The sequence below is a fragment of the Kitasatospora sp. NPDC004531 genome, assembly GCF_053602195.1.
Genome location: NZ_JBSGDD010000012.1, coordinates 81834 through 107277, shown reverse-complemented (window position 1 = coordinate 107277; position 25444 = coordinate 81834). Strand labels below are relative to the sequence as shown.

Sequence of the window (25444 nt, the reverse complement as noted above, 5' to 3'; positions counted from 1 at the left end):
GGGCGGCCAGCTGGCCCGGCTGCACCGCGGCGACGAGAGCGCCGCCGCCGACGCGGACGAAGCCACCCCCGCCTAATCCCCGCGTCCGGCGCCCCGCCCCCTGCCGGGCGGGCCGCCTGACGACCCCGCCACCGCACCGAAGGGTTTCACGGAGCTTCCCACAGAGAAGAGTCGCCATATGGACCGCCGAATTTTCGGGATCGAGAACGAGTACGGCGTCACCTGCACCTTCCGCGGCCAGCGCCGCCTGTCGCCGGACGAAGTCGCCCGCTACCTCTTCCGCCGTGTCGTCTCCTGGGGCCGCAGCAGCAACGTCTTCCTGAAGAACGGCGCCCGCCTCTACCTCGACGTCGGCTCCCACCCCGAGTACGCCACCCCCGAGTGCGACGACGTGGTCGAGCTGGTCACCCACGACAAGTCCGGCGAGCGGATCCTCGAAGGGCTGCTGGTGGACGCCGAGCGGCGGCTGCACGAGGAGGGCATCGCCGGCGACGTCTACCTGTTCAAGAACAACACCGACTCCGCCGGGAACTCCTACGGCTGCCACGAGAACTACCTGGTCGCCCGGCACGGCGAGTTCTCCCGGCTGGCCGACGTGCTGATCCCGTTCCTGGTGACCCGCCAACTCATCTGCGGCGCGGGCAAGGTGCTGCAGACGCCGCGCGGCGCGGTGTACTGCGTCAGCCAGCGCGCCGAGCACATCTGGGAGGGCGTCAGCTCCGCCACCACCCGCTCCCGGCCGATCATCAACACCCGCGACGAGCCGCACGCCGACGCCGAGCGCTACCGCCGGCTGCACGTCATCGTCGGCGACTCCAACATGTCGGAGACCACCACGCTGCTCAAGGTCGGCGCCACCGACCTGGTGCTGCGGCTGATCGAGGCCGGCGTGGTGATGCGCGACCTGACGCTGGAGAACCCGATCCGGGCGATCCGCGAGGTCAGCCACGACCTGACGGGCACCCACCAGGTCCGGCTCGCCAACGGGCGGGAGGCCAGCGCCCTGGAGATCCAGGAGGAGTACTACACCAAGGCGCTGGAGTTCGCCGACCGCAAGGGCATCAACGAGGGCACCGTGGCCCGCGTCCTCGACCTGTGGGGCCGCACGCTGGAGGCGGTGCGCACCGAGGACCTCGGCAAGGTCGGCACCGAGATCGACTGGATCATGAAGTACCAGCTGATCGAGAAGTACCGCGACAAGCACCAGATGACCATGTCCAACCCGCGGGTCGCCCAGATCGACCTCGCCTACCACGACATCCACCGCCGCCGCGGCCTGTTCTACCTGCTGCAGAAGAACGGCCGGGCGCAGCGGGTCACCACCGACCTGAAGACCTTCCAGGGCAAGTCGGTGCCCCCGCAGACCACCCGGGCCCGGCTGCGCGGCGACTTCATCCGGCGCGCCCAGGAGCAGCGCCGCGACTTCACCGTCGACTGGGTGCACCTGAAGCTCAACGACCAGGCGCAGCGCACCGTGCTGTGCAAGGACCCGTTCCGGTCGGTCGACGAGCGGGTGGAGAAGCTGATCGCCGGAATGTGACGTTCGACGCCGACGGTCCGTCGGGGGCGCGCCCGAGTGCCTCCGACGGACCGGACGAATCCGGCCATACGCTGACCTCATGCGTCGAATCGCCTGCCTGCTGTCCCTTCCCCTCGCCGCCGTGCTGCTGACCTCGTGCGGCAGCGACTCCGGCAAGTCCGCCGGGGCGACGCCCTCGGCGACCGCCTCGCCGGTGGAGGTGCCGAGTCCGGTGGCGTCCGCCTCGCCGATGCCCACGATCAGCGGGGAGTTCGGCTCGAAGGCGACGATCACGCTGCCCGGCGGCCAGCCGAGCGGGCAGTTCGTGGTGAGCACGGAGACCGAGGGCACCGGGGCGACGGTCAACAAGAACGACTGGGTGACCGTCAACTACACCGCCAAGGACTGGACCAGCGGCAAGGACCTGACCAGCTCCTACGACTCCGGCGGCAAGCCGCAGCTGTACCAGGCGGGCAGCGGGCAGCTGGTGCCGGCGTTCGACGTGAGCGTGGAGGGCAAGAAGGTCGGCAGCCGGCTGGTGGTGGTGGCCCCGCCGGCCGCCGGGTTCGGGAGCCAGGGCTCGACGGCGCTGGGCGTCGGCAAGGACGACACCGTGGTGTTCGTGCTGGACGTCATGCAGGCGGTGCCGCAGGACTCCACCGTCTCCGGGCAGGTCACCGAGCCGCCCGCGAACGCCCCCCAGGTGAAGGACAACGGCAAGGCCGCGCCGACCATCACCATCCCCTCCGGCGAGCAGCCGCCCGCGGAGCTGCAGCAGTACGTGCTGATCAAGGGCGACGGCCCGGAGGTGAAGTCCGGCCAGACGCTGGTCGTCCAGTACACCGGCGTGACCTGGGCCGACGGCAAGCAGTTCGACTCCTCGTGGAGCCACGGCGGGGCGCAGGCGCTGCAGGTCGGCACCGGCAGCCTGATCAAGGGCTGGGACCAGGGCCTGGTCGGCAAGACCGTCGGCAGCCGGGTGCTGCTGGTCGTCCCGCCCGCGCTGGGCTACGGCGACAAGGCCTCCGGTGCGATCCCGGCGAACTCCACCCTGGTGTTCGTGATCGACATCCTGGAAGCTGTCTGACCGACACCTGGAAGCGGGGCCCAGCACCGGACTGACCGGCTCTCATGCCGACCTGACATACTGCTGCCCCGCACCAGAGGTGCACGCGTCGTCGGGCGAGATGAATGGGGAGTCATGTCTGAGAAGCCGTCGAGCCCGGACGAGGCCGACAACACCGGGCAGCGCCGGCCGGGAGACCGCGAATCGATCGTCGTCCCCGCCGAGATGCTGACCCAGGCCGGCTGGGCCCCGCCCGGCGCGTCGGCCGCGGGCACCGGCAAGGAGGGCGGCGAGGCGCCGCAGGTGTTCGCCTCCACGCAGCGCAAGGTCGACCAGTCGGAGGCCGGCTACGCCGAGGACCCGGGCAGCTCCGGCCGGCTCGGCGCGATCCTCGGCACGGTGCTCGCGGTGCTGCTGATCGGCTCCGCGATCACCATGTACCAGGTCAACAAGAGCGACGACAAGCCGGCCTCGAAGGCCGACGCGGCGAAGCCCGCCGCCACCGACACGCCCAGCCAGGAGCCGGTGCCGCCGATCAAGGACACCGCCAAGGCGCTGCCCACCGTCACCGGCGAGTTCGGCTCCAAGGCGAACATCACGGTGCCGCAGGAGCAGCCCGACGGCACCTTCGTGGTCAAGGAGCTGTCCGCGGGCAGCGGCCCGAAGGTCGAAAAGGGCAACTGGGTGTCCATCGACTACACCGCGCTGGACTGGAACACCGGCAAGGAGATCCCCGGCTCGTACGGCGAGAAGGCCGGCAAGCCGCAGCTCTTCCAGGCCGACTCCGGCAAGCTGATCCCCGCCCTGGACAAGGCCGTCGCCGGCCACAAGGCGGGCAGCCGGGTGCTGGTCGTCGCCCCGCCGGCCGCCGCGTTCGGCTCGCAGGGCAACAGCCAGCTCGGCATCGGGGCCACCGACAGCCTGGTGTTCGTCCTCGACATCCGGCAGGCGACCGCGCCCGACACGGTGCTCACCGGCGAGATGATCCCGCCGCCCGCCGACATGCCGAAGGTCAAGGACAACGGCAAGAAGCCGTTCGACATCACGCCCGTCCCCGGCGTCCCGGACCCGACCGACCTGAAGTCGCACGTCCTGATCCAGGGCAAGGGCCGCAAGATCGAGGCCGGCGAGAAGGTCGTCGTCCAGTACACCGGCGCGCTGTACAAGGACGGCAAGAAGTTCGACTCCTCGCTGGACCGCAACCAGGCGTACACCTTCGCCACCGGTGCGGGCGGCGTCATCGAGGGCTGGGACAAGGGCGTCGTCGGCCAGACCATCGGCAGCCGCATCGAGCTGGTCATCCCGGCCTCGCTGGCGTACAAGGACCAGGCCTCCGGCTCGATCCCGCCGAACTCCACGCTGGTGTTCGTGATCGACATCCTGGACGCCGGCGTCGGCGGCGAGGACTGATCGCCCGCCGCGTCTGTCTAGGATGAACAGCGTTCACGCAACCGAACGAGAAGAGCAACAGTGAGCCTGACCAAGCCGGAGATCGACTTCCCGGGCGGCAACGCCCCGACCGAGCTCCAGATCCGCGACATCGTGGTCGGCGACGGCGCCGAGGCCAAGGCCGGCGCGGTCGTCGAGGTGCACTACGTCGGTGTCACCTTCGCCACCGGCGAGGAGTTCGACGCCTCCTGGAACCGCGGCCAGACCTTCAAGTTCCCGCTGGGCGCGGGCAAGGTCATCAAGGGCTGGGACCGGGGCGTCGAGGGCATGCGCGTCGGCGGCCGCCGCGAGCTGATCATCCCGCCCGCCCTGGCGTACGGGAACCAGTCGCCGAGCCCGCTGATCCCGGCCGGCTCCACCCTGATCTTCGTGGTGGACCTGCTGGGCGTCTGACCTCGGACGCACCGTCGAACCCCCGGCCGCACCCGCGGCCGGGGGTTCGGCTTTCGCCGAGCGTGTCCGGACCGGTACGGTCAGGCGGGTCACCCCCGATCGGAGGAAAGGTCAGCGATGGCGATCGCCAAGGCAGAGCGGCTGATGAACCTCGCCCTGTGCCTGATGAACACCCGGCGTCCGCTCTCCAAGAAAGAGCTGCGCGAATCCGTCGAGGCGTACCGGGAGGCCTGGCAACAGGGCTCCGAGGACGCCTTCAACCGGATGTTCGAGCGCGACAAGGACGACCTGCGGGAACTCGGCCTGATCATCGACGTGGACGAGAACGCGCTCGACGGCGAAGTGGGCTACCTCGCCCGCCGCGACCGCAACCGCCTCCCCGAGATCGCGCTGGACGCCGAGGAGGCCGCCGCGCTCACCCTCGCCGCCCGGGTCTGGCAGCAGGCCAAGATGTCCGGCGCGGCCAGCGGCGCGCTGCAGAAGCTGCGGGCGGCCGGCGTGCCGTTCGCCGAGGAGCGCGAGCACGGCGCGCTGGAGCCGCGGATCCCGGGCCGGGAGGCCGCGTTCGAGCCGCTGCTGGTCGCCGCCCGCGACCGGCGCCCGGTCACCTTCGAGTACCGCAAGGCCGGCGCCGCGACCGCCGAGCCGCGCTCGGTCGAGCCGTGGGCGCTGGAGTGCTGGCGCGGCCACTGGTACCTGGCCGGCTGGGACCGCGACCGGGGCTCCGCCCGGGTGTTCCGGCTGTCCCGGATCACCGGCAAGGTCCGCTCCCGGGCCGGGGCGTTCACCGGCGAGGTGCCCGAGCACGTCGACGTGCGTGCCGTGGTCGCCCGGTTCGCGGGCGAGGGCGCGACCGCCACCGCCGTGGTGCGGATCCGCCGGGGCGCGGCCTACCCGCTGCGCCAGCGGGCGCTGGACACCCGGCCGGTGGACGCCGACTGGGACGAGCTGGACATCCCGTACGGCAACGGCCTGGGCGCCGACCTCGCCGAGTACGGCCCCGACGTCATCGTGATCGGCCCGGAGGACCTGCGGGCCGACGTCATCGACCGGCTGCGCGCCGTCGCCGGTCTCGCGGAGGTTGGACAGTGAGCAACGCGATCGACCAGACACGGCGGATGCTGTCGCTGGTCACCTACCTGCGCGAGCGGCCCGGGGCCGAGGTGGCCGAGGTGGCGCGGGCGTTCGGGATCACCGAGCGCGAGCTGATCGGCGACCTCAACGTGCTGCCGATGTGCGGCACGTCGTTCCGCGGCGGCGACCTGCTCGACATCGACACCGACGGCGAGCGGATCTGGTGGCACAACGTGGACGACGTCGCGCAGCCGCTGCGGCTGGCCGCCGACGAGGCCACCGCGCTGCTGGTCGCCGCCCGCGCCGTGGCGGGCCTGCCCGGGCTGCGGGAGCGGGACCGGCAGGCGCTCACCCGGGCCGTCGCCAAGATCGAGGACGCGGCCGGGGAGAGCGCCGACGCCGCCGACCGGATCGGCGTCACCTTCGAGGCCGAGGGCACCGTCTTCGCCGACATCGACCGGGCGCTCAGCGAGGGCCGGCTGATCTGGCTGCGCTACTGGTCGCACGGCCGCGGCGAGCTCACCGAGCGCGAGGTCGACCCGATCCGGCTGGTCACCGAGGGCCACACCTACCTGGAAGGCTGGTGCCGCACCTCCGAGGACCGGCGGACCTTCCGGCTCGACCGGATCGCCGAGATCAAGGTCCTCGACGAGCCCGCCAACCCGCCCCGGATGCAGCCCCGCGACCTGTCGGCCGGCCTGGTCGCGCCCGCCGCCGACGACCCGCAGGTGGTGGTCGAGGTCGGGCCCGGCGGGCGCTGGGTCGCCGAGTACTACACGCACGACAGCGCCGAGGAGCTGCCCGACGGGGGCCTGCGGATCACCCTGCGGTCCGCCGAGCCGTCCGGCCTGCGCACGCTGGCGCTGCGGCTCGGGCGGGACGGGCGGATCACGGCGCCGCCGCAGCTCGCCGAGCAGGCCCGCACCGCCGCGCTGGCCGCGCTGGAGCACTACCGGGACGGACAGGTCTGAACCACGTGACCGAGGGCACCAGATTCAAGGTGTACTGCTCGCAGTGCCGGGAGAAGGTCGAGCTGCCGGCGCCCGAGTTCCGGCTGGCGCTCGGCGCCAGCCGGGAGCGCACCTTCTACAGCTTCACCTGCCCGGCCTGCGGCGCGGCCGTCCGCAAGATCGCCGGGGAGCGGATCGTCGCCGCGCTCACCGCGGCCGGCGTGCACACCATGCGGCTGCTGCCGGTGGACGGATAGGAAGGCCCCCGCACATGAACTGGACCCTGGTGGGCGCCGTCCTGCTGTCCACCGCCGGGCTGCTGGTGCTCGGCGTGCTCGCGTTCCGGCTGTGGCTGGACGCGCGGGCGCTGACCCGGGAGGTGGACGGGGCGGTCGCCGCGCTGCAGCGGGCGGCGGAGAAGGGCTGAGCGTACGGGGCCCGGCCGCCCGAGGGTGGGGACCGGGTTCCCGCCGCGACACCCCGAGCGGCTACCATCGCCCGCAGAGGGGGAGCTCTGCCTCCCGCGCTGCCCGGATCTCCCGGACCAGGAAGGTGGTGCTTCGATGCGGATCCTGTCACCCGCCGCGCTGGTGGTCGTCGTGGTGTTCGCCGTGCTGTTGTTCGGCGGCAAGCGGCTGCCCGACGTGGCGCGGGGGATCGGGCGGTCGCTGCGGATCCTGAAGAGCGAGGGCAAGGCGCTGCGCGGCGAGTTCGCGGCCGGCGCCTCCGGCGCTTCCGGGGCACCCGCCGCTGCCGAGCCGGAGCGGGTGGTCAAGCCCGCGCCCGGCGCCTCCGGTACCGACCGGGCCGCCTGAACCGTACGGCCCGCACCACTCCGACCACCGACGAACGCACGATTCGAGGACCGGGTTGAGCAAGACGACCAAAGCGCCCAAGGACCCTGAGGGGCGGATGGCGCTGGCCGACCATCTGCGCGAGCTGCGCAACCGGCTGGTCAAGTCGGTGCTGGCGATCATCGTCCTGACGATCGTCGCGGCGTTCTACCACCGGCAGTTGGTGAACTTCCTGATCGAGCCGCTGCCGGCGTGCAATCCGGACGGGTCGCTGCCGGCCGGGCTGAAGCAGTGCGTGGAGATCTCCAACATCGGTCTGACCACGCCGTTCACCGTCGCGCTGAAGGTCAGCCTCACGGCCGGTGTGGTGGCCGCCACCCCGATCTGGCTGTACCAGCTGTGGCGGTTCGTGGCGCCGGGTCTGCACCGGCACGAGAAGCGCTACTCGATGTCCTTCCTGGCGCTCGGCACGCCGCTGTTCCTGGCCGGCGCGGTGCTCGCCTACGTGATCATGCCGGTCACGGCGCAGATGCTGATCAGCTTCATCGCGGACGGCGTGAAGTCGATCGTGCCGGTGGAGACCTACCTCGACCTGATCACCCGCATGGTGCTGGTGTTCGGCCTGGGCTTCGAGCTGCCGCTGTTCCTGGTGATGCTGAACGTGGTCGGGGTGCTCTCCGGCAAGCGGCTGCTCGGCTGGTGGCGCGGCTTCGTGATGGGCATCACGGTGTTCGCGGCCTTCGCCACGCCGTCCGCCGACCCGCTGTCGATGCTGGCGCTGGCCGCCCCGATCTGGGGCCTGTACTTCCTGGCGGTCGGCTTCGCGCTGCTCAACGACAAGCGCAGGCTGGCCCGCAACCCGGACGCGCTGCTGGACGACGAGGAGGCCTCCGAGGTCGACCTGACGGTGGACGCCGTCGAGGACGCGGAGGCGGTCGGCGGCGTCGAGCCGGTGCAGGCCGGGCGTCGCGACCAGATCGACGACATCACCTGATCCGCGTGGCTCACCGCCCGTGAACGGCCCCGGACCTGCTGGTCCGGGGCCGTTTCGGCGTCTGCGGGGGCTTGTCGGTACTTCTGAACATGTGACATATTACTGATGTGTCGAGACGAACTTCCTACGACGTGGTGGTGGTCGGCGCCGGCGTGGTCGGCGCGGCCTGCGCCTACTACGCGGCGCGGGCCGGACTGCGGGTCGCCGTGGTCGACCGCGGGCCGGTGGCGGGCGGGACGACCGGGGCCGGCGAGGGCAACCTGCTGGTCTCGGACAAGGAGCCCGGGCCGGAGCTGGAGCTGGCGCTGCTGTCCACCGTGCTGTGGCGGGAGCTGGCCGGGGAGTTCGGCGAGCAGGTCGAGTACGAGCCCAAGGGCGGCCTGGTGGTCGCCTCGACGGCGGGCGGGCTGGCGGCCCTGAACGGCTTCGCCGCGAAGCAGCGGGCGGCCGGGGTGGAGGCCGTGGCGGTCGGCGGCGAGGAGCTGCGCGCGCTGGAGCCGCACCTGGCCGAGGGGCTGCCGGGCGGCGTGCTGTACCCGCAGGACGCGCAGGTCCAGCCCGCGCTGGCGGCGGCCCGGCTGCTGCACGCGTCCGGGGCCGAGCGGTACCTCGGGGAGGCCGTCACCGCGGTGCGGCGCGGGCCGGGCGGCGCCGTCACGGGGGTGGTGACGGAGCGCCGGGAGCTGGCGGCGGGCGCGGTCGTGAACGCCGCCGGGACGTGGGGCGGGGCGCTGGCGGAGCTGGCCGGGGTGCGGCTGCCGGTGCTGCCCAGGCGCGGGTTCGTGCTGGTGACGGAGCCGCTGCCGCGCGTGGTGCGCCGCAAGGTGTACGCCGCCGACTACGTCGCGGACGTCGCCTCGGGGTCGGCGGACCTGCAGTCCTCGGCGGTGGTCGAGGGGACGCCGGCCGGGCCGGTGCTGATCGGGGCGAGCCGGGAGCGGGTCGGGTTCGACCGGACGCTGCGGGTCGAGGTGCTGCGGCGCCTGGCCCGGCAGGCGGTGGAGCTGTTCCCGGTGCTGGGGACGGTGGCCGTGCAGCGTGCCTACCGGGGCTTCCGGCCGTACCTGCCGGACCATCTGCCCGCGATCGGCGCGGACGCCCGGGTGCCCGGGCTGTACCACGCGTGCGGGCACGAGGGGGCGGGGATCGGGCTGGCGCCGGCGACCGGGCTGCTGATCAGCCGGCAGCTGGTGGGCGCGGAGCCGGAGCTCGGCCTGGCGCCGTTCCGGCCGGAGCGGTTCGAGGGGGCAGAGGCGGGCGCTTCGGATGCGGGCGCTTCGGGGTCGGCTTCGGGATCGGCTTCGGCCTCGGGGGAGCGGTGAGTGCGGTGGTGCGGCGTGGTGAGAGAGGTGTGAGCGTGGATCCGCTCGAACTGGTGGGGGCCGAGCCCGGCCCCGCGCGGAGCTTTCTGTTCGACGGGCGGCCGGTGCCCGCGCTGCCCGGGCAGACGCTCGCGGCGGCGCTGTGGGCGGACGGCGTGCTGGCGTGGCGGACCACCCGGGTGGGTGGGCGGCCGCGCGGGGCGTTCTGCGGGATCGGGCAGTGCTTCGACTGCCTGGCGACCGTCAATGGGCGGCCCAATCAGCGGCTGTGCCTGGTGCCGGCCGCGGACGGCGATGTGGTGGCGACGCAGGAAGGGCACGGTCATGGCGATCTCGCGGTCTGAGCGGGTGCGGTACGACCTCGCGGTGATCGGCGCGGGCCCGGCCGGGCTGGCGGCGGCCGACGCGGCGGCCGGGCTCGGCCTGCGGGTGGCCCTGCTGGACGCGGGTGCGCGGCTCGGCGGGCAGTACTACCGGCACCCCGCGCCCGAGCTCGGCGCGGCGCGCCCGGAGAAGCTGCACCACGGGTGGGCGGCGTTCGAGCGGCTGCGGGAGCGGCTGGGCACGACGGCGCTGGTCGACCACCTCGCCGAGCACCAGGTGTGGGCGGTGGAGCGCGCCGAGGACTGGACCCTGCACGCGACGCGTGGGGCGCGGGACGGCGGCCGGACCACCGTCACGGCCCGCGCCCTGCTGCTGGCGACGGGCGCCTACGAGCGTCAACTGCCGTTCCCCGGCTGGACGTTGCCCGGGGTGGTGACGGCCGGCGGGGCGCAGGCGATGCTGAAGTCGGGGCTGGTGCTGCCGGGGCGGCGGATCGTGGTGGCGGGCAGCGGGCCGCTGCTGCTGGCCGCGGCGTCCTCGCTGGCCGCCGCCGGGGCGCGGGTGCCGCTGATCGTGGAGGCGAGCGGGTACCTCGGGTACGCCCGGGGGCTGTCGGTGCTGGCGGGCAACCCCGGCAAGCTGGTCGAGGGCGCCGATCACGCGGCGCGGCTGGCCCGGCACGGGGTGCGGCTGCGGCGCCGGGCCGCCGTCGTGGCGGTGCACGGCGAGGACCGGATCACCGGCGTCACGGTGGCGCGGCTGGACGCCCGCTGGAAGCCGGTGCCCGGAACGGAGCGGCGGATCGACTGCGACGCGCTCGCGGTGGGCCACGGCCTCGTCCCGCAGATCGACCTGGCCGTCGAACTCGGCGCCGCGACCGTCACCACCGCCGACGGCACCGCCGCGCTGCGGGTGGACGCGCAGCAGCGCACCAGCGTACCCGGGCTGTGGGCGGCGGGGGAGACCTGCGGCGTCGGCGGGGCCGACCTGGCGCTCGCCGAGGGCGTGCTCGCCGCGCACTCGGTGGCCGGGCGGGCGGCTCCCGTCCGGGAGCTGCGCACCCGCCGCACGCGGCGGGCGTTCGCCGCGCTGATGGCCGCCGCGCACGCGCCCGGACCGGACTGGACGGGCTGGGTGACCGACGACACCGACGTCTGCCGGTGCGAGGAAGTCCCGGCGCGGGCCGTGCGGGAGGCCGTCACCGAGCTCGGCGCGACCGACGCGCGCACCGTCAAGCTGCTCACCCGGGCAGGGATGGGCTGGTGCCAGGGCCGGATGTGCGGGCCCGCGGTGGCCTGCCTGTCCGGCGGGCCGGTCGGACGGCCGGACAGCCGGCCGCTGTCGTGCCCGGTGCCGCTGGCCGAACTGGCCGAGTAGCGCGGGCCGTCGAAGCTTCTTGCGAACGGCTCGGCGGGGTCTTGCGCCACCGTCGAGGATTTGTAAAATGTCACACATCATATCGAGGGAGATTCCCGTGACGCGCACCGCCCACGACCCCGCCCGCCCCTGGCGCGGCATCATGGTCGCCACCACCCTGCCGTTCCGCGAGAACGGCAGCGTCGACTACGACGCCTACGCCGAGCACGTCCGCTGGCTGATCGACAACGGCTGCGACGGCGTCGTCCCCAACGGCTCGCTCGGCGAGTACCAGACCCTCACCCCCGAGGAGCGCGCCAAGGTCGTCACCACCGCCGTCGAGGCCGCCGGCGAGGGCTCGCGCGTGATGCCCGGCGTCGCCGCCTACGGCAGCGCCGAATCCCGCCGCTGGGCCGAGCAGGCCGCCGAGGCCGGCGCCGGCTCCGTGCTGCTGCTGCCGCCCAACGCCTACCGCGCCGACCACGACGCCGTCCGCGCCCACTACGCCGAGGTCGCCGCCGCCGGCGTGCCGATCGTCGCCTACAACAACCCGATCGACACCAAGGTCGACCTCGTCCCCGCGCTGCTCGCCGAGCTGCACGCGGCCGGGCACATCGTCGCCGTCAAGGAGTTCTCCGGCGACGTGCGGCGCGCCTACGAGATCGCCGAACTCGCCCCCGGGCTCGACCTGCTGATCGGCGCCGACGACGTCCTGCTGGAACTCGCGATCGCGGGCGCCGTCGGCTGGATCGCCGGCTACCCCAACGCGCTGCCCGCCACCAGCGCCGAGCTGTACCACGCCGCCGTGGCCGGCGACCTGGCCACCGCGCTGCCGCTCTACAAGTCGCTGCACCCGCTGCTGCGCTGGGACTCCAAGACCGAGTTCGTCCAGGCCATCAAGCTCTCCATGGACCTGGCCGGCCGCACCGGCGGACCCACCCGCGCGCCCCGGCTGCCGCTGCGCCCGGAGATCGACGCGGCGGTGCGGGCCGCCACCGAAAAGGCGCTCGCCGAGGGCCACAAGTAGGGACGCCCCGTCCAAGCTCCGGCCCGGGCCTCGGGGGTTTGCGAGGCCCGGGCCGGCCACCAGCCGTCAGGAGGGAACACCGCGATGCGGACCCGTCACGTCTTCCACGCCGTCGACTCGCACACCGAGGGCATGCCCACCCGGGTGATCACCGGCGGCTTCGGCACGATTCCCGGCGCCACCATGGCCGAGCGGCGCGCCCACTTCCAGCAGCACCTGGACCACTTCCGCACCCTGCTGATGTACGAGCCGCGCGGGCACGCTGCGATGAGCGGCGCGATCCTGCAGCCGCCGACCCGGCCGGACGCCGACTTCGGCGTGCTGTACATCGAGGTGTCGGGGCTGCTGCCGATGTGCGGGCACGGCACGATCGGCGTCGCCACCGTGCTGGTCGAGACCGGGATGGTGCCGGTGGTGGAGCCCGTCACCACGGTGCGGCTCGACACGCCCGCCGGGCTGGTCGTCGCCGAGGTCCAGGTGCGCGACGGGGCGGCCGTCGGCGTCACCATCCGCAACGTCGCCTCGTTCTCGGTGGCGCTGGACCGCAAGCTCGACGTGCCCGGGTACGGGACGGTGACGTACGACCTGGCGTACGGCGGCAACTTCTACGCGATCCTGCCGCTGGAGCAGTTCGGGCTGCCGTTCGAACGGGAGCGCAAGGACGAGATCCTGGCCGCCGGGCTCGCCATGATGGACGCGATCAACGGCTCCGAGGAGCACCGCCCCGTCCACCCCGAGGACCCGACCATCCACGGCTGCCACCACGTCCAACTGCTCGCCCCCGGCTCGGACGCCGCCCACTCGCGGCACGCGATGGCCATCCACCCCGGCTGGTTCGACCGCTCGCCCTGCGGGACGGGGACCTCGGCGCGGATGGCGCAGCTGCACGCGCGCGGCGAACTCGGACTCGGGGCGGACTTCCGCAACGACTCGTTCCTGGGTACGACGTTCGTGGGCCGCCTGGTGGAGGAGACCACCGTGGCCGGCCGGCCCGCCGTCGTGCCGACCGTCACCGGGCGGGCCTGGCTGACCGGGACGGCGCAGTACTTCCTCGACCCGACGGACCCGTTCCCGGCCGGGTTCCTGCTCTAGCTGTTCCTCCCCGACGAAAGGCTTTGTGATCGTGAGCACCATCGACTCGTACAACCCCGCCGACCCCGCCGACCTGGTCGTCTCGGCAACCGCCGTGGGGGCGGCCGGAGTCGAGGAGGCGATCGCGCGGGCGCGGGTCGCGCAACGGCAGTGGTGGGCGCTCGGCGCGGCCGGGCGGTCGGCGGCGCTCGGGCGGGCCGCGGCGGCCGTGGAGGCCGCGGCCGAGGAGCTCGTCGCGCTGACGGTGCGGGAGGTCGGCAAGCCCGTCGCGGAGGCGCGCGGCGAGGTGGCGCGGACGGTCGCGATCTGGCGCTACTACGCGCAGGCGCCGTTCGCCGCGTCCGGCGAGGTGCACGAGCCGGCCGCCGGGCAGGGCCTGCTGCTGACGCGCCGCCGGCCGTACGGCGTCGCCGGGCTGGTGACGCCGTGGAACTTCCCGCTGGCGATCCCCACCTGGAAGGCCGCGCCGGCGCTCGCCGTCGGCAACACGGTGGTGCTCAAGCCCGCGCCCGAGGCGACGGCGTGCGCGCTGCGCCTGGCGGAGCTGGCCGGGCTGCCGGACGGGGTGCTGACGGTCGTCCCCGGCGGCGGGGAGGAAGGGGCGGCGCTGGTCGGGGGGACGGACCTGGTCTCGTTCACCGGCTCCACCGGCGTCGGGCGGCAGGTGGTCGCGGCGGCGGCCGGGCGGGGCGTGCCCGTGCAGGCCGAGATGGGCGGCCTGAACGCGGCGCTGGTGCTGCCGGACGCGGACATCGCGCAGGCGGCCGCGCACCTGGCGTCGGCGATCGCCGGCTACGCGGGGCAGAAGTGCACGGCGACCAGCCGGGTGATCGCGGTGGGCGACGCGTACGAGCCGCTGGCCGAGGCGCTGGTGAAGGCGCTGGGCGAGCTGGCGCCCGCCGAACCGGCGCTGGCCGGCACGGTGTGCGGGCCGGTGATCAACCGGCAGGCGCTGGAGCGGCTGACCGACGCGATCGACGGCGCGCGGGCCGCCGGGGCGACGGTGCTGGCCGGCGGCCGGCGGGACGAGGAGCGGCCCGGCTGGTACCTGGAGCCGACGCTGCTCGCCGAGGTGCCGGGCGAACACCCGCTGGCCACCGAGGAGTTCTTCGGGCCGGTGGCGGTGCTGCTGCGGGCCGCCGACCTGGAGGAGGCGATCGCGCTGGCGAACGCCACCCGGCACAGCCTGTCGACCTCGGTGCACTCGCGCAGCCTGGACGTGGCGCTGGCCGCCGCGGACCGGCTGGACGCCGGGATGGTGCGGGTCAACGCGCCGTCCAGCGGGGTGGACTACCACCTGCCGTTCGGCGGGGCGAAGGCCGCGTCGTACGGGGCGCGCGAGCAGGGGCAGGCGGTGCTGGACTTCTACACGGCGTCGCGGACGGTGAGCGTGCTGCCGGCCGCGGAGTACTGAGGCGGCGCTTTTCGGGGCGCGGGTGCGGGGGCCCGTGTCCCGTGCGGCGTCTGTCCGTCCGTCCGTTCTATCTGTCCACTGTCAGCGTGCGTACCGCCGTGGAGTATTGATGAACATCACCACCACCGACTATCACACCGCCGGTGAGCCCTTCCGGATCGTCACCGGGGGCCTGCCGCCCGTGCCGGGCGACACCGTCGCCGAGCGGCGGGCGATCGCCATCGGGGCGGGCGGGACGGCGACCTCGCCGCGGCGCAGCGCGCTGGACGACGTGCGGCGGCTGCTGAGCCGGGAGCCGCGCGGGCACGCCGGGATGTACGGCGGGTTCGTCGTGCCGGCGGACGACGGGGAGGCGGACTTCGGGGTGCTGTTCTGGCACAAGGACGGGTACTCGACGGCCTGCGGGCACGGGACGATGGCGCTCGGCGCGTGGGCGGTGGACAGCGGCCGGGTGGCGGCGCCGGACGACGGGACGGCGCTGGTGCGGATCGACGTGCCGTCGGGCCGGGTGAGCGCGCGGGTGCACCGGCGGGGCGGCCGGACCACGGCCGTGACGTTCCGCAACGTGCCGACCGAGGTGCTCGCCCGGAAGGTGGAACTCGCCACCTCCCGTGGGGTGTTGACGGTGGACCTGGCGCACTCGGGGGCGGTGTACGCCTCGCTGCCGGCGGCCGCGGTCGGCCTGTCGGTCGTCCCGGAGCAGCTGGCCGGGCTGACCGCCGCCGGGCGGGAGATCAGGGCCGCGCTGGAGGGGCATCCGGCGCTGGCGCAGCACCGGGACGGCGTCTACGGCGTCATCCTGTACGACGAGCTGCCCGATCTGCCGTCGGGGCCGCACCAGCGGAACGTGACGGTGTTCGCGGACGGGCAGATCGACCGCTCGCCGTGCGGGTCGGGGACGTCCGCGCGGCTGGCGCTGCTCGCGCAGGACGGGGTGCTCGGGCCGGAGCGGGTGCTGCGGCACGACTCGGTCATCGGCACGGTGTTCACCGGGCGGGTCCGCGAGCACGGGCCGGGCGGCGTGGTCACCGAGGTCACCGGCGCGGCGCACCGGACCGGCGAGCACCGGTTCGTGCTGGACGGGGACGACACGCTGGGCGCGGGGTTCCTGCTGTGACCGCGGCGCTGGAGTTGACGCTCGACCACCTGGCGGCCGTCGACGCGCTGGAGCGGACGCTGCTGGCCGGGCTGGACGTGGAGAGCTGCCCGCCGCGGTCCGCCGTCCCGGTGCCGGCGGGGGAGCTGCTGCTGATGCCCGCCGCCGCCGGCGCCTACGCGGGCGTGAAGATCGCCGGGGTCGCGCCCGCCAACCCGGCGGCCGGGCTGCCCCGGATCACCGGCAGCTACCTGCTGCTGGACGGGCCGACGCTGCAACCGCTGGCGCTGCTGGACGGGGCGGCGCTCACCGCGTTGCGCACGCCCGCCGTGACGGCGCTCGCGCTGCGCGCGCTGGCGGGGCCGCGAGCCGCGCACCTGGTGGTGTTCGGCGCCGGGCCGCAGGCGTTCGGGCACGTCGCGGCGGCGCATGCGGTGCTGCCGCTGGAACGGGTGACGGTGGTGGCGCGCCGCCCCGGACCGGCGGCCGAACTGGTGCGGTACGCAGGCGAGTTGGGCCTTGAGGCGTCCCTCGGCGGCCCCTCGGCGGTGGCGGCGGCGGACGTCGTGGTGTGCTGCACCACGGCCCGCACCCCGCTGTTCGACGGGGCGCTGGTGCCGGACGGCGCGGTGGTCGCGGCGGTCGGCTCGCACGAGCCCGACGCCCGCGAGGTGGACGCCCGACTGGTGGACCGCGCCGGGCTGTTCGTGGAGGCGCGGGAGGTGGCCCGGCGGGAGGCCGGGGACCTGCTGATGGCCGGGGCGGCGGAGGACCGGATGGCGAATCTGTCAGAACTGGTGACCGGGACGGCAGTTGTCCGTCATGATCGGCCGAGGTTCTTCAAGAGCGTCGGCATGGCCTGGCAGGATCTGGCGGTGGCGGCGGCGCAGTACGAGCTCGCGGGGCCGAGTGGAAGCGGATCGACCCGTTCACTCTACGCAACGTGACATTGTACAATGGGGCTCTGTTGAAACCCCGGAGGAACGCCATGTCCGACCTGAAGCCCCGCAACCTCATCTCCGTCCAGGAGCGGCTGCGCGACCAGGTCGCCCACGCCCTGCGCGCGGCCCTGATCTCCGGCGAACTGCGCCCCGGCGTGGTCTACTCGGCGCCCGCGCTGGCCGCCGACTTCGGGGTCTCCGCCACCCCCGTCCGCGAGGCGATGCTCGACCTGGCCCGCGAGGGCCTGGTCGAGGCCGTCCGCAACAAGGGCTTCCGGGTCACCGAACTCAGCGAGCGCGACCTCGACGAGTTCACCGAGATCCGCGCCCTGATCGAGGTCCCGACCGTGGGCCGGGTCGCCCGCACCGCCACCGCCGAGCAGCTGGAGGCGCTGCGCCCGCAGGCCGAGGCGATCGTCGCGGCCGCCCGCAAGCACGACCTGATCGGCTACCTGGAGGCCGACCGGAAGTTCCACCTCGACCTGCTGGCCCTGGCCGGCAACGCCCGCCTGGTCGAGACCGTCGGCGACCTGCGCAAGCGCTCCCGCCTGTACGGCCTCAACCGGCTCGACCAGCGCGGCGAGCTGGTCTCCTCCGCCGAGGAGCACCTGGAACTGCTGGACGTGCTGCTCACCGGCGACGCCAAGGCCGCCGAGGAGTGCATGACCCGCCACCTCGGCCACATCCGACACCTGTGGGCGGTCGGCGAGGGCCCGGCCGGTCGCTGACGGACTACCCGCCGACGGGCTGCGCGGGCTGCACGGGCTGCACGGGCTGTGCGGGCTGTGCGGGGAGGCGGGGCGTGCGGCTGCGGGCGGAGTGGCCGAGTTCCGGGCCCAGCCCGAAGTAGTGGCGGAAGTTGTAGACCAGCGGGCTCCACGCGGCCGGCTCCACGTAGTCGGTGCCGGGCACGGTGATCGCCCCGGCCGCGTGCACCCGCAGCACGTGCACCTCGACGAGCAGGAACTCGCCCGTGGCGTCCGGCCGCAGGTCCGCGACCCGGGCCTCCAGCTGGAGCGGGCACTCGGCGACCCGGGGCGGCGCGACCAGCTCCGCGCGCTGCGCCGTCAGGCCGGCGTGGGCGAACTTGTCGCGGACGAAGTGCGGCGCGTCCGGGCGGCCGGTGGTGGCGCCGAGGCGCTCGACCTGCCGCCACAGCGACGGGCCGGGGACGTTGACCACCAGCTCGGGGCGGGCGGCGAGGTTGCGGGCGGTCCGGCCGTCCGGGCCGAGGCCGAGCACCACCGTGCGGTCCAGGGCCCAGGCGGAGGAGATCGGCGCGAGGTTGACCGCGCCGACGGCGTCGATCGTGCTCAGCAGGACCACCGGGGTGCCGAAGTACAGGACGTGCGGCTCGATGGTGCGGTGGGTGGTGCGGTCGTCGTTCATGGGGGCGACGGTAGGGCGGGGACGCTTCGGTGCGCGCCGAAACGTCCGCGCGGCACCATGGTCGGGTGGACACCCCGCTCAGCGCCCGCCGGCTCGCCGCCACCGCCGCCCTGCTCGCCGACCCGACCAGGGCCGCGATCTGCCTGGCCCTGCTGGACGGCCGGGCCTGGACGGCCGGTGAGCTCGCCCGGCACGCGCGGGTCGCCGCCCCCACCGCCACCGGCCACCTCCACCGCCTGGTCGCCGCCGGGCTGCTCGCCGAGGAACGCCAGGGCCGCCACCGCTACGTGCGGCTCGCCGGGCCCGCCGCCGCCGAACTGGTCGAGGTGCTGGCGCAGTTCGGCGGCGGGCCGCGCGAGACGGCGAGCTCGCTGCGGGCCGTGCGGCGGGACGGCGAGCTGGCCCGGGCCCGGACCTGCTACGACCACCTCGCCGGGGTGCTCGGCGTCACCGTCACCGAGGCGATGACGGCCCGCGGGCTGCTCGACGACCGCCACGGCCTCGCCCTCACCCCCGCCGGCGCCGACTGGCTGGCAGCCGCCCGGGTCGCCGTCGCTCCCGGCCGCCGCGCCGCCGTCCGGGCCTGCCTGGACTTCACCGAACGCCGCCCGCACCTGGCCGGCGCGGTCGGGGCGGCGCTGTGCGCGCACGCGGTGGCGCAGGGCTGGGTCGAGCGGCGGCCGGACAGCCGGGCGGTGCGGGTGACGGCGACGGGGGAGCGGGCGCTGCGCGAGCTGCTCGGGGTGCGGTGGGAGGACGGGGTGCGGTGAGGCGGCCGCCGGGTGGGGGCAGGCGGCCGGGGTGCGGTGAGGCCGCTGCCGGGTGGGGGTCAGGCGGCCGGGGCGGGCCAGTCGATGCGGTGGTGCAGCGGGCGGGAGAGTTTCTCCTGGTTCGTCAGCTTCATGGCGACCGGCAGCAGGGCGTCGCGCAGCACCCGGCCGACGGGGCCGGCCGCCTTGCTGCTGTTGGTGCGTTCGGCCTGCTTGATGATCTGTTCGACGCGGGGGCGGCGGAGCTCCTCGAACCGGGCGAGGGCCGCCGGCAGGGGCAGGTCGCGCAGGCAGCGGGCGAGTTCGACCGCGCTCTCGACCGCCAGCGAGGCGCCCTGGCCGGAGCTGGAGGACGGGGCGTGGGCCGCGTCGCCGGTCAGCACCAGCCGGCCGCGGCTCCAGTGCGGCACCCGGGGCATGTTCTCCATCGGGCCGGTGATCAGCAACTCGGCCGGGTCGGTGCGGCGGATCAGCTCCAGCGCCGGGGTGCGGTCGTCGGCGCAGGCCTCGGCCAGTACCTCAAGCCACCGTTCGGCTCCACGGTCGACCGCCTCGGCGAGCGTCAGGGGCTCGGGGTGCGGCAGGTTGACGAACCAGACGGCGTTGCCGCCGATCACCTGGAGCCCGAAGAAGGCCCGCTTGCCGAAGGTCATCACCATCGTCCCGCCGGTGTCCGGCACCAGGCCGGCCTCGGTGCCGACGGCGCCGAAGCCCTGCAGCCCGGCGTAGCGCGGCCGGGGAGCGGCCGGGTCGATCAGGGTGCGGACGGTGGAACGGATGCCGTCGGCGCCGATCAGCAGCTCGCCGGTGGCGGTGGTGCCGTCGGCGAACCGGGCGGTGACGGCGTCCGCGTCCTCCTCGACCCCCGTCAGCCGCTTGCCGTGCTCGATCCGGACGCCCCGGCGGTGGGCCTCGGCGTACAGCGCCCGGTAGAGGTCGCTGCGCATGACCAGCCGGGTGGGCTCCAGCGTGTCGGGGCTGCCGATCTCGGCGAGCCGGCGGCCGGTCCAGCTCTGCAGCACGATCGAGTTCATCGGGTCGCCGAGCCGCCGGACCAGGTCGCCGGCGCCGATCGCGTCCAGTGCGGCGAGGCCGTTGGGCGCCAGGCCGAGCGCGGCGCCGACGCCCTCGGCGGTGCCCCGGTGGGCCTCGTACACGGTGGCCTCGATGCCCGCCTGCCGCAGCGCCATCGCGGTGACCGGGCCGGCCACGCCGCCGCCGACGACCAGGGCGTTCTTGATCTTCGCTGCCATCTCCGTGCTCCTTCGGGCTCGGACCCGGGCCGGGTCGTCGACGGTGGTCGCGGCGCCGGTGCGGTGGGCCCGGCGGACGTCCGCCAGGTACGCGCGGGAGCACATCGCGGAGAGGACGGCGACGCCGCCGCGCCGCACGCGCACCTCGCCGGCGCCGACGGTGCCGACCAGCCGGATCCGGGGGCCGGCGGGAGTGCCGGCGGGCCCCTGGGCGTCCTTCACCCGGCCGCGGGCGGGGCGGGCGACGTCCCGGTGGTCGACGACGGCGCCCTCGGGCACCAGCAGCTTCACCACGGCGCGCCGCAGGTCGACGCGGACCTCCAGGTCGGCGAGCAGGGCGGGGGAGCGCAGGTCACAGGAGGACCGATCCGCTGCGGGCCGTGAGCTCGACGCGGTCGGCGGTGGTCCAGTGGCCCAGGCGCTCGGCGGTGGCGTGGTCGACGTGGATGCGTTCGGTGGCGGTGCGGGTGGCGGTGCTCATGGCGGATGACCCCCTTCTGCGGGGCCGACTTCCTGTCGGCACGCCAATGGTTGCACTGCAACTAGTGCCAGTGCAACTAGTGACGTCGGGAGTAGTATCCGGATCATGAGTAGCGCCCCCAGGAGCTCGCCGGTCCAGCTCACCGTGCTGTCCCTGCTGCACTTCAAGCCGCTGCACCCGTACGGGATGCAGCGGCTGCTCAAGGAGTGGGGCAAGGACCAGGTGGTCAACGTCGGCCAGCGCACCAGCCTCTACCGGGCGATCGACCGGCTGCTGGCGGCCGGGCTGATCGCCGTCCGCGAGACCGGGCGCGACCAGCAGTACCCGGAGCGCACCGTCTACGAGATCACCGACGCCGGGCGCGCGACCACCCGCGGCTGGCTGCTGGAGATGCTGCGCCGGCCCCGGCCGGAGTTCCCCGAGTTCCCGGCGGCCCTCGCCAACCTGATGCTGCTCGCACCGGAGGAGATCGAACAGGCCCTCACCGCCCGCCTCGCCGAGGTGCGGGCCGGCCAGGACGCCCAGCAGCGCGTGCTCGCCGACAGCGCGGCGTTCGGCGTCCCCCGGGTCGCGCTGCTGGAGAACGAGTACGCCCGCGCCCTCGCCGCGGCCGAGGGCGACTGGCTGGAGTCCGTCCTCGCCGACCTCCGCACGGGCCGCCTCGCCTGGCGCACCGAGGAGCTGATCGCGATCGCGCAGGCCGACGAGCAGAAGGACTGACCGGCGGCCTACTGCGCCGTCAGGCGGCCGTCCTGCATGACGAGGACGTGGTCGGCGCGGGTGAGCAGGTCGCGGTCGTGGGTGACCATGACGGTGGCGGTGCGGTGGGTGCGGGTGATGTCGGCGAGCAGGGCCACGACCTGCGCGCCGCGCTCGTGGTCGAGCGCGGAGGTCGGCTCGTCGACCAGCAGTACGGACGGCTCGCCGAACAGGGCGCGGGCGATGTTCACCCGCTGGCGCTCGCCGCCGGACAGCTGGTGCGGGCGGCGCTGCTGCTTGGGGCCGGACAGGCCCACCGAGTCGAGCAACTCCTCGGCGCGGCGGCGGGACTTGGCCGGGCGGCGGCCGCGTACCGACTCCAGCACCAGGAGCTGTTCGACGGCGGTGAGCGAGGCCAGCAGGTTCGACTGCTGGAAGACGATGCCCAGGCGGTCGCGGCGCAGCGCCGTCCGCTCCCGCTCGCCGAGCGCGCCCGCGTCCACCCCGTCGATGAGGACCTGGCCGCTGTCGGGGCGCAGCAGCGTCGCCGCGACGGCCAGCAGGCTCGACTTGCCGGAGCCGGACGGGCCCGCGACGGCCGTGAACTCGCCCGGCGCGACGGTCAGTTCGACGGAGTCGAGGGCGGTGAGGCGGCTCTCGCCGTCAGGGTAGGTGAGGGTGACGTCGCGCAGGGCGAGACCGGTGCGGACGGCGGTGGTGGTGGTCATGGCGAGGGCCTTTCGGAGGTCGTGGCGGGTCAGCGGTTGGCGCCGAGGGCGGCGAGCGGATCCACGGCGGTGATCCGGCGCACCGCCAGCGCCGCACCCAGCAGCCCCAGCAGCACCATCGCGCCGACCGGCACCGCGACCGTCGCCACGCCCACGTCGAACGGCACCGACGCCGAGGCGAACGCCCCGCCGGCCGCACCCACCGCGCCGCCGAGCAGCGAACCCGCCAGCAGCACCGCCGCGGCCTGGGCGAGCGCATCGCGCACCAGGTAGCCGCTGGAGGCGCCGACCGCCTTCAGCACCGCGATGTCGGGGCGGCGCTGCACCGTCCACACCGTGAAGAACGCGCCCACCACCAAGGCGCTGACCGCGAACAGGAAGCCCTGGATCAGCTGCAGGCTGCCCTGCTCGGCCGCGTACCCGTTGATGCCCGCCAGCGCGTCGCCCCGGGAGACCGCCGTCAGATCGGCCGGCAGGTCGTGCGGGGTGCCGCGCACCGCCAGCGCCGTCGGCTGCTTCTGGCCGGAGACCTGCTGCCACGTCCCCGGCGTGGTCCACACCGTCGGGGCGTGCGACAGGGAACGCTCCGCGGTGACCGCGCTGACCGTCAACTTCTGCGCGCCCAACGTCACTTGGCTGCCCGGGGAGAGATGGTGCGCGGAGGCGGTGTCCGAGCCCACCGCCACCTCGCCGTCCTTCGGGGCCGCGCCCGCCGACAGCGGCGGCAGCAGCGCCGCGTCGGTGCCCAGCACGCTCACCGAGGCCGCGCCGTCCGGCGCCGTCAACCGCGTCATCGCCACGCCCAGCGGATGCACCGCACCGACGCCCGGCGCGGCCGCGACCCGCTCCTGCTGCGCCGACGACACCGTGCTGGACGCGAACGACACCTCCGGCTCCCCGCCCGCCGGCGCGCCGAACACCACGCCGTCCACCGGGAGTTCGGCCACCGCCGAGGACGCGGCCGAGGCCAGCCCGCCGGTCAACCCGTAGAGGAACACCACCAGGGTCGTGATCAGAGTGACCACCGCACCCATCAGGGCGAACCGCCCACGGGCGAAACGGATGTCACGCAAAGCGACGAACACGGGAAACCTTCCGACGGACAGCGGACGAGACCACTCCACCCTCCCGGTTTCCGCCCGCCCTGCCATCAGGGGAACGACGGACTGTGCACCGTCCGAGCGGTGCACCCGAAAATCCATCGAACGGTTGATGCCGTGCCGCTCCGACCCGCCGCCCGCGCCCCGTACCCTCGGGCAGCGTGCCCCGTACCGAACCGCCCCAGCCGCCCCGGCCGCAGCCCCCACCGCACCGCTCGCCCGTCGGCCCGACGCCCGCGCTGCGCCTGGCCAACCTCGCCGTGCACGGCCTGTTCTTCACGCTGCTCGCCGTGCTCCTGATCCGCGCCGCCGCCGACGGCGCACTCGACGCGGCCGGCTGGGCCTGCGCCGGGGCACTCGCCGCCGCGTACGCCGCCGGCGGCGTCCTGCGGCAGGTACGGGAATCACGCGCCCTGGGCAGCGCCTGGCTGCTCGCGGTCGCCCTGCTGTGGATCGAACTCACCCTGCACCACCCCGAGTTCAGCTACCTCGCGTTCCCGCTGTACTTCATCTGCCTGCACGTCCTGCCGCCGCGCTGGTCGCTGCCCGCCGTCGCCGCGCTGACCGCCGCCGTCATCGCCGCCCAGGCCACCACCCCCGGCGGCCTCACCACCGCCAAGGTGCTCGGCCCGCTCGCCGGCGCGGTCGTCGCCCTGCTCACCGCCTACGGCTACGCCGCCCTCTACCGGGAGAGCCGCGCCCGGCAGCAGCTCATCGACGACCTGGTCCGCACCCGCGGCGAACTCGCCGCCAGCCAGCGTGAGGCCGGCCGGCTCGCCGAACGCCAGCGCCTGGCCCGGGAGATCCACGACACCCTCGCCCAGGGCCTGTCCGGCATCGTGCTGCTCGCCCGCGAAGCCGGCGGCCCCCCGGACGCCTCCCCGCCCGCCGACACCGGCCCGATCCTGCGCGAGATCGAACAACTGGCGTCCGCGAACCTCGCCGAGGCCCGCCGCTTCGTCCACGCCCTCACCCCGCCCGCGCTCGACGACACCACCCTCGCCGACGCGCTGCGCCGCCTCACCGACGGCGCCGACGCCGCCTTCCACCTCGACGGCGAGCCCTACCCGCTGCCCGTCGAGGCCGAGGTCGCCCTGCTGCGCCTCACCCAGGAGGCCCTCGCCAACGCCGTCCGGCACGCCGCCGCCCAGCACGTGGCCGTCACCCTCTCCTACCTCGACGACGCCGTCACCCTGGACGTCTACGACGACGGCACCGGGTTCGACCCGGCCACCGCGCCCGCGCCCGGCTCGTTCGGGCTGCACGGCATGCACGAGCGCATCGCCGCGCTCGGCGGCACGCTGACCGTCGAGTCCACCCCGGGGGAGGGGACGGCCGTCGCCGCGACGCTGCCGCTGCGGGCGATCGAACCGCCGGCCTCGGTCCCATCGGCCCCATCGGCGGTGGAGGCGGCTTCGGGGTCGGCTTCGGGGTCGGCGTCGGGTTCGGCGTCGGTGGAGGAGGGGGATCGGAGGCGGCCGGGCGGTGGGGCCGGTGGCGGTTCCGGTGGTGCGCTGCGGGTCGGGCTGCGGCTGGTGGGGGTGCGGCGGTGATCCGGGTGCTGGTGGTGGACGACCACCCGGTGGTGCGGCGCGGGCTGCGGGCGATGGTCGACGACCTGCCGGACGTGACCGCCGTCGGCGAGGCCGCGGACGGGGCCGCCGCGCTCGACCTGCTGGCCGCGCTGCCGGCCGGACAGCGGCCGCACGTGGTGCTGATGGACCTGCAGATGGGCACGGGCATGCACGGGGTCGAGGCCACCCGGCGGGTCACCGCGCTGCCCGACCCGCCGGCCGTGCTGGTCCTCACCACCTACTCCACCGACGCCGACATCCTCGCCGCCGTCGAGGCCGGGGCCACCGGCTACCTGCTCAAGGACGCCCCGCCGGAGGACCTCGCGGCAGCGATCCACGCCACCGCCCGCGGCGAGACGGTGCTCGCCCCGCCGGTCGCCGCCCGCCTGCTCGGCCGGGTGCGGGCGGGCCGTCCCACGCTGTCGCCGCGCGAGGCGGAGATCCTGCAACTGCTCGCCGAGGGGCTCCCCAACCGGCAGATCTCCAAGCGGCTGTTCATCAGCGAAGCCACCGTCAAGACGCACCTGGTGCACATCTACGACAAGCTCGGCGTCGATTCGCGCACCTCGGCCGTGGCGGCGGGACTGGCGGCGGGGCTGATCCGCGCCGCAGGGTGAGCGCCGCCGGGTGAGCGGTGGC

Annotated in this window: 28 protein-coding genes; 23 read left to right on the top strand and 5 right to left on the bottom strand. The window is 74.6% G+C overall.

Going from position 1 to position 25444, the window contains the following annotated elements; all coding sequences use genetic code 11:
- Positions 1 to 178 precede the first annotated feature (178 nt).
- The 19 genes from pafA (at position 179) to ACWEMJ_RS08405 (ending at position 17539) form a co-directional block, all read left to right on the top strand.
- On the top strand, positions 179 to 1540 hold the full coding sequence (pafA, locus tag ACWEMJ_RS08495; protein WP_452136204.1) for a Pup--protein ligase: 1362 nt from the start codon (positions 179 to 181) through the stop codon (positions 1538 to 1540).
- A gap of 79 nt (positions 1541 to 1619) precedes the next feature.
- Complete coding sequence (locus tag ACWEMJ_RS08490) at positions 1620 to 2606, top strand: FKBP-type peptidyl-prolyl cis-trans isomerase (protein WP_452136203.1); 987 nt, start codon at positions 1620 to 1622, stop codon at positions 2604 to 2606.
- 114 nt (positions 2607 to 2720) lie between these two features.
- Positions 2721 to 3995, top strand: coding sequence for an FKBP-type peptidyl-prolyl cis-trans isomerase (locus ACWEMJ_RS08485; protein WP_452136202.1), 1275 nt, complete (start codon positions 2721 to 2723; stop codon positions 3993 to 3995).
- Positions 3996 to 4055: 60 nt separating this feature from the next.
- A complete protein-coding gene (locus ACWEMJ_RS08480) occupies positions 4056 to 4427 on the top strand; it encodes an FKBP-type peptidyl-prolyl cis-trans isomerase (protein ID WP_452136201.1) in 372 nt (123 codons plus the stop codon).
- Between the two features lie 117 nt (positions 4428 to 4544).
- On the top strand, positions 4545 to 5519 hold the full coding sequence (locus ACWEMJ_RS08475; protein WP_452136200.1) for a helix-turn-helix transcriptional regulator: 975 nt from the start codon (positions 4545 to 4547) through the stop codon (positions 5517 to 5519).
- 26 nt (positions 5520 to 5545) lie between these two features.
- A complete protein-coding gene (locus tag ACWEMJ_RS08470) occupies positions 5546 to 6472 on the top strand; it encodes a helix-turn-helix transcriptional regulator (protein WP_452136210.1) in 927 nt (308 codons plus the stop codon).
- Between the two features lie 5 nt (positions 6473 to 6477).
- Positions 6478 to 6708 (top strand): hypothetical protein, encoded by a 231-nt coding sequence (locus ACWEMJ_RS08465; RefSeq protein ID WP_452136199.1) that lies wholly within the window; start codon positions 6478 to 6480, stop codon positions 6706 to 6708.
- A gap of 14 nt (positions 6709 to 6722) precedes the next feature.
- A complete protein-coding gene (locus ACWEMJ_RS08460; protein WP_452136198.1) occupies positions 6723 to 6878 on the top strand; it encodes a hypothetical protein in 156 nt (51 codons plus the stop codon).
- Positions 6879 to 7014: 136 nt separating this feature from the next.
- A complete protein-coding gene (locus tag ACWEMJ_RS08455; protein ID WP_452136197.1) occupies positions 7015 to 7266 on the top strand; it encodes a twin-arginine translocase TatA/TatE family subunit in 252 nt (83 codons plus the stop codon).
- A gap of 97 nt (positions 7267 to 7363) precedes the next feature.
- Entirely contained in the window at positions 7364 to 8239 is an 876-nt protein-coding gene (gene tatC / locus ACWEMJ_RS08450) for a twin-arginine translocase subunit TatC (protein ID WP_452136209.1), read from the top strand.
- A 107-nt stretch (positions 8240 to 8346) separates the two neighbouring features.
- Positions 8347 to 9561 carry an NAD(P)/FAD-dependent oxidoreductase gene (locus ACWEMJ_RS08445; protein ID WP_452136196.1) on the top strand — a complete coding sequence of 405 codons (1215 nt, stop codon included), beginning with the start codon at positions 8347 to 8349 and terminating at the stop codon, positions 9559 to 9561.
- Positions 9562 to 9596: 35 nt separating this feature from the next.
- Positions 9597 to 9905 carry a (2Fe-2S)-binding protein gene (locus tag ACWEMJ_RS08440; RefSeq protein ID WP_452136195.1) on the top strand — a complete coding sequence of 103 codons (309 nt, stop codon included), beginning with the start codon at positions 9597 to 9599 and terminating at the stop codon, positions 9903 to 9905.
- Entirely contained in the window at positions 9886 to 11262 is a 1377-nt protein-coding gene (locus ACWEMJ_RS08435; protein WP_452136194.1) for an FAD/NAD(P)-dependent oxidoreductase, read from the top strand. Before ACWEMJ_RS08440 ends, ACWEMJ_RS08435 begins: the two co-directional genes overlap by 20 nt.
- Before the next feature lie 142 nt (positions 11263 to 11404).
- Positions 11405 to 12268, top strand: a complete 864-nt coding sequence (locus ACWEMJ_RS08430; RefSeq protein ID WP_452136208.1) for a dihydrodipicolinate synthase family protein — start codon at positions 11405 to 11407, stop codon at positions 12266 to 12268.
- An 84-nt stretch (positions 12269 to 12352) separates the two neighbouring features.
- Positions 12353 to 13360: a proline racemase family protein gene (locus ACWEMJ_RS08425; RefSeq protein ID WP_452136193.1), complete on the top strand. Its 1008-nt coding sequence runs from the start codon at positions 12353 to 12355 to the stop codon at positions 13358 to 13360.
- Between the two features lie 31 nt (positions 13361 to 13391).
- Entirely contained in the window at positions 13392 to 14774 is a 1383-nt protein-coding gene (locus tag ACWEMJ_RS08420; RefSeq protein ID WP_452136192.1) for an aldehyde dehydrogenase family protein, read from the top strand.
- 109 nt (positions 14775 to 14883) lie between these two features.
- On the top strand, positions 14884 to 15891 hold the full coding sequence (locus tag ACWEMJ_RS08415; RefSeq protein ID WP_452136191.1) for a proline racemase family protein: 1008 nt from the start codon (positions 14884 to 14886) through the stop codon (positions 15889 to 15891).
- Positions 15888 to 16817, top strand: a complete 930-nt coding sequence (locus tag ACWEMJ_RS08410) for an ornithine cyclodeaminase family protein (protein ID WP_452136190.1) — start codon at positions 15888 to 15890, stop codon at positions 16815 to 16817. The genes ACWEMJ_RS08415 and ACWEMJ_RS08410 overlap by 4 nt, the downstream gene beginning before the upstream one ends.
- A gap of 41 nt (positions 16818 to 16858) precedes the next feature.
- Positions 16859 to 17539, top strand: a complete 681-nt coding sequence (locus ACWEMJ_RS08405) for a GntR family transcriptional regulator (protein WP_452136189.1) — start codon at positions 16859 to 16861, stop codon at positions 17537 to 17539.
- Positions 17540 to 17543: 4 nt separating this feature from the next.
- Here ACWEMJ_RS08405 and ACWEMJ_RS08400 read toward each other — a convergent pair whose 3' ends face one another.
- On the bottom strand, positions 17544 to 18200 hold the full coding sequence (locus ACWEMJ_RS08400) for a flavin reductase family protein (RefSeq protein WP_452136188.1): 657 nt from the start codon (positions 18198 to 18200) through the stop codon (positions 17544 to 17546).
- A gap of 65 nt (positions 18201 to 18265) precedes the next feature.
- On the opposite strand from ACWEMJ_RS08400, the gene ACWEMJ_RS08395 reads away from it, so the two are divergent.
- Positions 18266 to 18970, top strand: a complete 705-nt coding sequence (locus ACWEMJ_RS08395) for an ArsR/SmtB family transcription factor (protein ID WP_452136187.1) — start codon at positions 18266 to 18268, stop codon at positions 18968 to 18970.
- A 59-nt stretch (positions 18971 to 19029) separates the two neighbouring features.
- Here ACWEMJ_RS08395 and ACWEMJ_RS08390 read toward each other — a convergent pair whose 3' ends face one another.
- The gene (locus ACWEMJ_RS08390) at positions 19030 to 20514 is read right to left on the bottom strand and encodes an FAD-dependent oxidoreductase (protein ID WP_452136186.1); all 1485 of its coding nucleotides are present in this window, start codon (positions 20512 to 20514) and stop codon (positions 19030 to 19032) included.
- 61 nt (positions 20515 to 20575) lie between these two features.
- A complete protein-coding gene (locus ACWEMJ_RS08385) occupies positions 20576 to 20704 on the bottom strand; it encodes a hypothetical protein (RefSeq protein ID WP_452136185.1) in 129 nt (42 codons plus the stop codon).
- Between the two features lie 105 nt (positions 20705 to 20809).
- On the opposite strand from ACWEMJ_RS08385, the gene ACWEMJ_RS08380 reads away from it, so the two are divergent.
- Positions 20810 to 21424, top strand: coding sequence for a PadR family transcriptional regulator (locus ACWEMJ_RS08380; protein ID WP_452136184.1), 615 nt, complete (start codon positions 20810 to 20812; stop codon positions 21422 to 21424).
- An 8-nt stretch (positions 21425 to 21432) separates the two neighbouring features.
- Here ACWEMJ_RS08380 and ACWEMJ_RS08375 read toward each other — a convergent pair whose 3' ends face one another.
- Together ACWEMJ_RS08375 and ACWEMJ_RS08370 are read right to left on the bottom strand one after the other, a co-directional pair.
- Positions 21433 to 22131 carry an ABC transporter ATP-binding protein gene (locus ACWEMJ_RS08375; protein WP_452136183.1) on the bottom strand — a complete coding sequence of 233 codons (699 nt, stop codon included), beginning with the start codon at positions 22129 to 22131 and terminating at the stop codon, positions 21433 to 21435.
- A 29-nt stretch (positions 22132 to 22160) separates the two neighbouring features.
- A complete protein-coding gene (locus ACWEMJ_RS08370; RefSeq protein ID WP_452136207.1) occupies positions 22161 to 23165 on the bottom strand; it encodes an FtsX-like permease family protein in 1005 nt (334 codons plus the stop codon).
- 227 nt (positions 23166 to 23392) lie between these two features.
- Here ACWEMJ_RS08370 and ACWEMJ_RS08365 point away from each other — a divergent pair, with 227 nt between their 5' ends.
- Together ACWEMJ_RS08365 and ACWEMJ_RS08360 are read left to right on the top strand one after the other, a co-directional pair.
- Entirely contained in the window at positions 23393 to 24784 is a 1392-nt protein-coding gene (locus ACWEMJ_RS08365) for a sensor histidine kinase (RefSeq protein ID WP_452136182.1), read from the top strand.
- Positions 24781 to 25422 (top strand): response regulator, encoded by a 642-nt coding sequence (locus ACWEMJ_RS08360; RefSeq protein ID WP_452136181.1) that lies wholly within the window; start codon positions 24781 to 24783, stop codon positions 25420 to 25422. Before ACWEMJ_RS08365 ends, ACWEMJ_RS08360 begins: the two co-directional genes overlap by 4 nt.
- The last annotated feature ends 22 nt before the right edge of the window (positions 25423 to 25444 follow it).